This is a genomic window from Streptomyces hokutonensis, from assembly GCF_000376565.1.
In the GTDB taxonomy this organism is placed as follows: domain Bacteria; phylum Actinomycetota; class Actinomycetes; order Streptomycetales; family Streptomycetaceae; genus Streptomyces; species Streptomyces hokutonensis.
The window spans coordinates 109,315-117,751 of record NZ_BARG01000036.1 but is presented as its reverse complement, the minus strand read 5'-3'; the positions used below and the strand labels follow the sequence as shown (position 1 = coordinate 117,751).

General features: G+C 69.0%; 10 protein-coding genes. 4 read left to right on the top strand and 6 right to left on the bottom strand.

All coding sequences use genetic code 11. From position 1 onward, the window contains the following. The 3 genes from SSP08S_RS22190 to SSP08S_RS22180 form a co-directional block, all read right to left on the bottom strand. Positions 1 to 753, bottom strand: a 753-nt coding sequence (locus tag SSP08S_RS22190; protein WP_019069829.1) for an ABC transporter permease, incomplete at its 3' end; no start/stop codon positions are given. Continuing rightward, positions 750 to 1,523 carry an ABC transporter permease gene (locus tag SSP08S_RS22185; RefSeq protein WP_019069828.1) on the bottom strand — a complete coding sequence of 258 codons (774 nt, stop codon included), beginning with the start codon at positions 1,521 to 1,523 and terminating at the stop codon, positions 750 to 752. The genes SSP08S_RS22190 and SSP08S_RS22185, both read right to left, overlap by 4 nt. Then, entirely contained in the window at positions 1,520 to 2,488 is a 969-nt protein-coding gene (locus SSP08S_RS22180) for an ABC transporter substrate-binding protein (RefSeq protein ID WP_019069827.1), read from the bottom strand. Before SSP08S_RS22180 ends, SSP08S_RS22185 begins: the two co-directional genes overlap by 4 nt. A 202-nt stretch (positions 2,489 to 2,690) precedes the next feature. Between SSP08S_RS22180 and SSP08S_RS22175 the strand changes: the two genes are divergently transcribed. After that, positions 2,691 to 3,464 carry an IclR family transcriptional regulator domain-containing protein gene (locus SSP08S_RS22175; RefSeq protein WP_019069826.1) on the top strand — a complete coding sequence of 258 codons (774 nt, stop codon included), beginning with the start codon at positions 2,691 to 2,693 and terminating at the stop codon, positions 3,462 to 3,464. On the opposite strand, the gene SSP08S_RS22170 is transcribed toward SSP08S_RS22175, so the two are convergent. The 3 genes from SSP08S_RS22170 to SSP08S_RS22160 are packed head-to-tail and all read right to left on the bottom strand — an operon-like array spanning position 3,415 to position 5,665. Further along, entirely contained in the window at positions 3,415 to 4,428 is a 1,014-nt protein-coding gene (locus SSP08S_RS22170) for a PDR/VanB family oxidoreductase (RefSeq protein ID WP_019069825.1), read from the bottom strand. The genes SSP08S_RS22175 and SSP08S_RS22170 overlap by 50 nt on opposite strands. Beyond that, positions 4,425 to 4,604 carry a hypothetical protein gene (locus SSP08S_RS22165; protein WP_019069824.1) on the bottom strand — a complete coding sequence of 60 codons (180 nt, stop codon included), beginning with the start codon at positions 4,602 to 4,604 and terminating at the stop codon, positions 4,425 to 4,427. Before SSP08S_RS22165 ends, SSP08S_RS22170 begins: the two co-directional genes overlap by 4 nt. Further along, positions 4,601 to 5,665 carry an aromatic ring-hydroxylating dioxygenase subunit alpha gene (locus tag SSP08S_RS22160; RefSeq protein ID WP_019069823.1) on the bottom strand — a complete coding sequence of 355 codons (1,065 nt, stop codon included), beginning with the start codon at positions 5,663 to 5,665 and terminating at the stop codon, positions 4,601 to 4,603. The genes SSP08S_RS22165 and SSP08S_RS22160 overlap by 4 nt, the downstream gene beginning before the upstream one ends. A 387-nt stretch (positions 5,666 to 6,052) precedes the next feature. Here SSP08S_RS22160 and SSP08S_RS61785 point away from each other — a divergent pair, with 387 nt between their 5' ends. The 3 genes from SSP08S_RS61785 to SSP08S_RS22145 all read left to right on the top strand — a co-directional run bounded on the left by SSP08S_RS61785 (position 6,053) and on the right by SSP08S_RS22145 (position 8,427). Further along, on the top strand, positions 6,053 to 6,223 hold the full coding sequence (locus SSP08S_RS61785; RefSeq protein ID WP_158697189.1) for a hypothetical protein: 171 nt from the start codon (positions 6,053 to 6,055) through the stop codon (positions 6,221 to 6,223). A gap of 13 nt (positions 6,224 to 6,236) precedes the next feature. After that, on the top strand, positions 6,237 to 7,490 hold the full coding sequence (locus tag SSP08S_RS22150; RefSeq protein WP_043259614.1) for an FxsB family cyclophane-forming radical SAM/SPASM peptide maturase: 1,254 nt from the start codon (positions 6,237 to 6,239) through the stop codon (positions 7,488 to 7,490). 64 nt (positions 7,491 to 7,554) lie between these two features. Then, complete coding sequence (locus SSP08S_RS22145; RefSeq protein WP_026178726.1) at positions 7,555 to 8,427, top strand: DUF4231 domain-containing protein; 873 nt, start codon at positions 7,555 to 7,557, stop codon at positions 8,425 to 8,427. The last annotated feature ends 10 nt before the right edge of the window (positions 8,428 to 8,437 follow it).

The following is an 8,437-nucleotide window of genomic DNA, read 5'->3' as shown; positions in this document are numbered from 1 at the left end:
CAGGCCGTGGTACCAGCCGAGCACCCGCCGCTCGACCACCTGGAAGACGACGGAGAGCAGGAATCCCAGCATCCCGAGGACGAGGATGCCCGTCCACATGTCGGGCACCGCGAAACTGCGCTGGAACTGGACGACGGTGTAACCGAGTCCGTCGGTGCCCGCGAACATCTCGCTGATGACCATGAGGATGATCCCGATGGACAGCGCCTGGCGCAGCCCGGTGAAGATCTGCGGGCTCGCCGAGCGCAGCACCAGGCTCCGCAGGCGGGCGATGCCGGTGATGCCGTAGGAGAGGGCCGTCTCCTTCATGACCGGGTCGACCGCGCGGACGCCCTCGACCGTGTTGAGGAGGATCGGCCAGACGCAGCCGCTCGCGATGACCACGATCTTCATCGTGTTTCCGATGCCCGCGAACAGCATGATGACCGGGACCAGGACCGGCGGCGGCACCGCGCGCAGGAACTCCAGGACCGGTTCGCACACCGCGCGCACCCGCCGGTAGGAGCCGATGACCGTGCCGAGCGCGACTCCGGCGACGGCCGCCGCGGCGTAACCGGCCGTCAGACGCAGGACACTTGGGAGCACGTCCGTCCTGAAACGGTCGGCGGTCCACACGTCAGGGAAGGTCTTGAGGATCGTCCGCAGCGGTGGCCAGAACACGTTGGTGCTGCCGTCCGACGCCAGCCACCAGACGGTGAGCAGCACCGCCGGGAGCGCGACCACGAACAGCAGCCGGAGCAGTACGCGCCTCATACCGCCACCTCCCCGCGCACGGACTGGTGCCAGGCCAGCGCCCGCCGTTCCACCGTCCGCGCGCCCACGTTGATGATCAGCCCCAGCAGACCGGTCACCACGATCAGCGCGTACATCTCGGGTACGGCCTGCGAGCTCTGCGCGACCATGATGGTGGCGCCCAACCCCGGTGCGCCGATGACCAGTTCGGCCGTGATGGTGAGGATCAGCGCGACGGCCGCCGCCAGCCGTACGCCGGTCATGACGTACGGCAGCGCGCTCGGCCACAGCACGTGCCGCACCCGCGCCCAGGTGCCGAGGCCGTAGGACCGCGCCGTCTCCTCGGCGACCGGGTCGACGTCCTGGACGCCGTAGAGGACCTGGATGAGGATCTGCCAGAAGGAGGCGTAGACGACGAGCAACAGCACCGACTTCAGTTCGGTGCCGTACAACAGCACTGCCAGGGGGATGAGGGCGACCGAGGGGATCGGGCGGAGGAACTCGATCGTCGAGGCGGTCGCCTCGCGCAGATAGGGGACGACGGAGAGCAGGACGCCCGCGATGATGCCCGCGCCGACGGCGATCGCGAGGCCGAGGGCCCAGCCGGTGAGGGTGTCGCCGAGCGCCGACCAGAACGCGCCGTCGTTCAGCTCGGTCCAAAACGCGGAGGCGATCTGGCTGGTCGGCGGGAAGTAGGCCTCCTTGACGATGCCGACGCGCGGCACGACCTCGCCGAGGGCGAGGAAGGCCGCGAGTCCGGCCGCACCGAGTGCGGTGTTCAGTCCTTTCACGGGAGCAGCGTGTTCAGGTCGGGGGTCTTCTTGAAGAGGCCGTCGGTCTCGCTCAGCTTCTCCAGTGCCTCGATCGACGAACGGTTGGGATCGGCGGGCCACTTGGGCAGGATCACCTTGGCCAGCACACTGGCCGGGACCTTGGTGTAGGTGGCGACGATCTGGCGGACCTCGTCCGGGTGGGCGTCGGCGTAGGCCAGGGACTCGGCGGTGGCCTCCTGGAACTTCTTGACCACGTCAGGGTTCTTGGCCGCGTACGCCGACGACGTGAAGTACATGGCGACGGTGAGGTTCGGCGCGACGTCGACCAGTGGCCAGGCGATCTGCTGGGCGCCCTGGTTCAGCATGGTGGTGAGCGCGGGTTCGACGGCCATCGCGGCGTCGATCTGGCCCTTGTCGAGCGCGGCCGGCATCTGGTCGAAGGCCAGCTCGACGAACTTCACCTTGTCCGGGTCGCCGCCGGCCTTGCGGACGGATTCGCGTACGGCCGTCTCGTTGATGTTCTTCAGCGTGTTGACCGCGACCTTCTTGCCCTCCAGCTCCTTCGCCGACTTGAGAGTGCTGCCCTTCTTGACGACCAGGGCGCCAAAGTCCCTCCCTGACACGCCGGTTGAGGCGACCCCGTTGGCAATGGCCTTCACCGGGACGTCATTGCTCTGGGCGAGCATCAGCGAGGTCATGTTGGAGAAGCCGAACTGGAACTGGCCGCTGACCACACCCGGCACGATGGCCGCGCCGCCCTGCGCGAGCGTCATGGTGAGTTTCAAGCCGTGCTTGGAGTAGAAACCCTGCTTCTGGCCGAGGTAGAGCGGGGCGACATCGACGATGGGGATGACCCCCACCTTGACCGTGGTGGTGCCCCCCGAGGACGTGCTCTTCGACGAACTCGACCCGCCGGACGAGCCGCAGGCCGCGGTGGCGAGCAGGAATGTGCCGACCGTGAGACCGGCGAGCAGACGACGCATACGGCTCCTCCTGTACAGACAACGGTGTTCCGACAGGCTGTGCGCACAGCGCACAGTGGTGCTCTTCTTGGTGCTCAGCGGGAACGTAGAACCCGGCGTCGGACGGGGTCAATGGTTTGGCTAACAAAATTGTTGACAGTTATCGAAATGCGCTTCTACCGTGCTCCCGGAGCGCACTCCGTGCGTCCGTCTGGAGGCGACGATGCCTGCGGCAGCCCGCGCACCGCACTTCGTGAGGTCCTTCGAGCGCGGCCTCGCCGTCATCCGCTCCTTCGACGCCGAGCATCCCGCCCGTACGCTCAGCGAGGTGGCCCGCGCCTGCGAACTGACCCGCGCCGCCGCCCGCCGGCTGCTGCTGACCCTGGCCGACCTCGGCTACGTCCAGTCCGACGGCCGCCTCTTCCGGCTCACCCCGCGCGTCCTGGAGCTCGGCTACTCCTACCTCGCGGGCTCCACCCTGCCGCAGCTCGCAGCCCCGCATCTGGAGCAACTCGTCGCGCGGACAGGGGAGTCGGCGTCCCTGTGCGTCCTCGACGGCGACGACGTCGTCCACGTCGCCTGTCTCCCGGCCCGTCGCGTCCTGGCCGCCACGATCATCGTGGGCACCCGCTACCCTGCCCGCGCCACCGCGGTGGGTCGGGTGCTCCTGGCCCACCTGCCGGCCGGGCGACTCGCTGACGGGACGTCAACCGACGTACTGCGCAAGGAACTTCACCGGATACGGCACGAGGGGTACGCGCTCGTCGACGAGGAACTGGAGGAGGGGCTCAGATCGGTCGCCGCCCCGGTGCGGGACCGGGACGGCGCGGTGGTCGCCGGCGTGAGCGTCGGGGTGCCCGCCGGCCGGCACTCCGCCGAGGCCGTACGGCGGGACCTGCTGCCCCAGTTGCTGGTGGCGGTGGCGCTCATCGACGACGATCTGCGGATCACAGATCGAGCACGAGCCGCTTCCCCAGGCAGCGCGAGACACAGATGAGCATGGTCTCGCCGGCCGCCCGCTCCTCCTCGCTCAGCACCGAGTCCCGGTGGTCCGGAGTGCCTTCGACTACGTCGGTCTCGCAGGTCCCGCAGGTGCCCTCGGTGCAGGAGAACAACACCTCGACCCCGGCGGCGCGCACGGTGTCGAGCACGGACACGCCCACGGGGACGGTCAGCGTCCTGCCGCTCTGTTCCAGCACCACCTCGAACTCGCTGTCGGCGCCCACCTCTTGGACCTTCGGCTGGAAGCGCTCCAGATGCAGGATGCCGCCGGGGCAGCGGGCCTCGACCGCGTCCAGCAGCGGTGCGGGACCGCAGCAGTAGACGAGGGTGCCCTCGGGCACGTCGTCCAGGACGGACGGCAGGTCCAGCAGTCCGACCTCGTCCTGCGGAGCTACGGTGACCCGGTCGCCGTAGCGGCTCAACTCCTCGGTGAACGCTATGGAGTTGCGGGTGCGACCGCCGTAGAGCAGGCTCCACTCCGCGCCCGCCGCCTCCGCCGCGGCCAGCATCGGCAGGAGCGGGGTGATGCCGATGCCGCCCGCGACGAAGCGGTAGCGGGGGGCGGACTCCAGGCGGAAGTGGTTGCGCGGTCCGCGCACCCGCACCTTGTCGCCCTGCCCCAACTGCTCGTGCACATACGCCGATCCGCCCCGCCCCTCCGGCTCCCGCAGCACCGCGATCCGCCACGCCGTACGGTCCGCCGGGTCGCCGCACAGCGAGTACTGGCGCTCCAGACCCGGGCCGAGCACGACGTCGATGTGGGCGCCCGGCTCCCAGAGGGGCAGTTGCTCGCCGAGCGGGTGGCGCAGGGTGAGGGCGAGCACGCCGTCGGCCGCGGACTCGCGCCGTTCGACGACGAGTTCGGTGTCGGCCGCGAACTCCCGCCGGGCGGCGACGAGTTCCGCCTCGGATGCGAACTCGCCTCGGTCGGAGGCGAGTTCGGCCTCGTGCGCGGTCATGCGTCGGCTCCCTGCGGCTCGTCGACCGAGTGGCCCCGGGGGTGGGCGAGCATCCACTCCCACATCTCGATCGGATCCTGCGACGTGTGCTCGCGTCCGCAGTGACAGGTGCCGTGCAGGACGTCGGTGCCGGGCAGCCAGTCGATGCGGTAGACCTCGCCGGTCGGAGCGGTCACTGGACCTTCTCCACCGGCTTGGCGCCCTCCTCGACCAGCCGGGCGAGGATACGGCGGGCGGCGAGACCGCCGGTGTCGATGTTGATGCTCAGCTCCTGATAGCCGGCGCGCTCCGAACCCAGCGTGCGCTGAAGGAGGTTGAGGGCGTCCACGTCCTGCATGACGACGGTGTGGTTGTTGCTCCGCAGGAACTCGGTGACCTCGGCGTCGTCCGTGGCCCAGTCGCGCGAGACCGCCCAGAAGTCGTACACCTTGCCGTCCGAGGAGGGGGTGATGGCGTAGGTGATCTCGGTGTGGAAGCCGTTCGGGTCGCTGCCGTCCGCCTCGGGGAGGACGCCGACCGGGGCGATGCGGCTGTGCAGGAGGTAGAGGCAGGGCGCGTGGTACTCGATGTCCTGCCAGCGGGTGATCCGCCCCTGTATCCCGGTCGACCTGGCGTAGAACGGCGGGCACTCGGCGTCGTCCATGTGCCGGCTCACCCGTACGACACCGGCTCCCTCGTCGACCTCCGTGGTGATCGGCGTCTCGGCGACCTCGGGGGAGCCGATGTAGCCGCCGTGCAGATACGTCTCGTGGGAGAGGTCGAGGAGGTTGTCGACGAGGAGGCCGTAGTCGGCGTCGATCGGCTCCATGCCGCTGACCGTGACCCACTCGGGGGAGGCGAGGTGCGGGGCGCGGGGGATGACCTGCGGGTCGGCGAGCGCCGGGTCACCGATCCACACCCAGACCAGCGCGTCCTGCTCGACCACCGGGTACGAGGCGACGCGGGCGGTGCGGGGGATGCGTTTCTGCCCCGGCACGTACACGCAGCCGCCCGTCGTGTCGTACGTGAACCCGTGGTACCCGCACACGATCCGGTCCCCGTCGAGCCGGCTCTCGGAGAGCGGGAACCGCCGGTGCACACACCGGTCGTGCAGCGCCACGGGGGTGCCGCCGTCCTCGGTGCGGTAGAAGACAAGCGGCTCGCCGAGGATCGTCCGGCCGAGCAGATCACGGCCGACCTCGTGGCTGTAGGCGGCGACGTACCACTGGTTCCTGGCGAAGGCGGTCATGTGCGGCATTGGAGTTCCCGTCCCTGTCGGCGGGGCGTCGTCGCCCCGCTTGCCGTGGTTGAGTCCAGAGTTCCGACGGGTGGGACGGCTCTGCAAGGTGCCTTCTGCCAGACGGAAGAACTTCCGTGAAAAGACTGGTCAGAGCCATGGTCCGGGCATGGATCCGGGTGCTCGCCCGGCCTGTGGTCGGAAGGGATCGTCTGGTTCGAGTCGAATGCGCACTCGGTTTCCGAGGACGCAATCACCATGAAGGGGCGATAGCGACTCGGGACGTGCGCACTGCCTCTACCATTGGCGCGTCGCCGTGTTGCGGAAAGCATGGGACTGCGCGACCACGCTCTCGTGGCCGATCGCGAAGGGAGCACAGTGTCGAATCCTCGGCGCGAGGACCGCCTCGTGGCCGTCGGTCCTGCCGTGGCCGCCCGGCCCGGTCCCCCTGGGGACGGAGGCCTGGACATTGCCAGGCGCGGCATGAACCACCCGGTGCTCGCGGAGGTGCTGCGCCAACTGCTGGAGCGGGACAGGCAGACGGCTGAGCCGGTCGGGTATTACGAGGACAGTCCCTGAAGTGAGCCACGGTGTGCAGGGAGGAGCCGGGGCCTCGACCGACGTGCATGCGTCCGCTCCTTGGCCGCATCGGCTGTTGGACGTGCCCGCGCTTCGCCGAGCGGGCACTCCGCCAGTCCCTTTTCGGCAGTTCGTGCTCAAACTCCACAGCCGCTGCAACCTCTTGTGCACCTACTGCTACGTGTACAACGCCGCGGACGACTCCTGGCGGGACCGGCCGTCCCGTATCCCGGACAACGTTCTCAAGCGCAGCGCCCAACGGATCGCTGAGCATGTGGCGGCCCATGGATTGCGGCGCATCCGGGTAGAACTGCACGGCGGGGAGCCGTTGCTGGGTGGAGCGGAGACGGCCCTGCGGCAGATCGCGGAGGTCCATGCCGCGGTACGGGCGGTTTCTGGGACGCTCTGCGAGGTGCAGGCGAACGTCCAGACGAACGGCACTCTGCTGACGGAGCCCATGGTGCGGCGGCTGGCGTCGTCCGGAATCCGAGTGGGAGTCAGCCTCGACGGCGGTCGTGCGGAGCACAACAAGCGGCGGGTCGACCACGCCGGCCGACCTTCTTGGGGTGCCGTCACCCGCGGGCTCGCGGTGCTCGCAGAGCATCCCGAGGTGTACGCCGGGATCTTGTGCACCATCGACCTCGACCTGGATCCCGAGGATGTCTACGACTCTCTGATGGAGTTCCGGCCGGCCGCCCTGGATCTCTTGCTGCCGCACGCGAACTGGGCATCGCCGCCGCCGGGCAAAGGTCCCTCCACCGCCGGTTCGGCACCCTACGGCGAATGGCTCGCCCGGGCCTTCGACCGTTGGTTCGACGACGGCCGCTATCGCACCCGGATCCGGCTCTTCACCGAAATCATCGGACTGCTCCTCGGATTGCCGAGCGGCGCCGAGGCCGTCGGACTTTCGCCCATCGTCGCCGTACTGGTGGATACGGACGGTTCCATCGAGCAGGTCGATTCACTGAAGACCGCCTACCAGAGAGCGCCCTCGACGGGCATGACCGTCTTCCGCCACAGTTTCGACGACGTACTGGAGCATCCCGGCATCGTCGCACGGCAGTTGGGTACCGGCGCGCTCGCCGACGAATGCCTGTCCTGCCCAGTCCTGCAAGTCTGTGGGGGAGGCCACTATGCCCATCGTTACCTGAAGGGCAGCGGATTCCGCAACAGATCGGTGTACTGCGCCGACCTCGAAGTGCTCATCAGACACGTCGCACGCAGAATCGAACCGGTTCTCGGTCTGGGCTCTTTGCTCCCTGATTGAACGGGTTCTGATTGCACGGCAGTTGAAGCCGCGTCAGAATCCTGCTGTGAACACCGTCGGGGGAGTGTCCGCAGCAGAAGAGATCTGGCGGGCCCAGAGCGTCTGGTCGCAAGCGGCGAATCGCTACAAGGTGGCGATCGCCCGGGCACGCCTCGCAGTGCTGAGTGCGGGGATCGCGGCAGGAGTGCTGGGCACCGCCTCAGCACAACTCATGGCTCCGTCCCCACAAGCGGGCCGGGCGTTCGCCTTCCTGGCGCTGCTGGCGGCGGGATCGGCACCGCTTGTCGGCCGGGGCGCGGCGCCCGACCGGGTGCGAGACTGGATCCGCCTGCGCTCGGTGTCCGAGGAACTCAAGAGCCAGGCGTACGTCTATCTGGCAGGACTGGGCCGGTATCGCCGGCTGGCGGAACGCGACGCCGAACTGCGCAGCCAGACCGACATGGTGCTCGCCGAAGCCGCCGACCTCGAGCCCACGATCCACGGCATACGGCCGGCCGTACGCCCGCTGCCAGCGGTTACCGACTCGGCGAGCTACGTCACGGGACGGCTGCGGCACCAGCTCGAACGCTACTACCGCCCCAAGGCGCACGAGATGGCGAGCCGGGCTCGGCTCGTCGAACGCTGGGGCCAGACACTTGCCGCCGTGGCGGTGGTCCTGGGCGGCCTGGCCGGAGCCCTTCAGCTGGGGCAGGCGGCGGCTTGGATTCCCGTTGTCGCCGCAGTCTCGGCTGCGGTGCTCTCGCACGGAGCCTCCGCGCGCTACGTCGCCCAGCAGATCGAGTTCAGCACGGCAGCAGGTGAGTTGGAGCGGCTGCTGCACTGGTGGCAGCGGTGCGACCACCCCACGGAGGAGGACGCGGACCTGCTGGTCGAACGGACGGAGCATGTCGTGTCGGTGCAGAACGAGGGCTGGATGGCCAAGTGGATCGCGGACTGAAGGCGGGGCG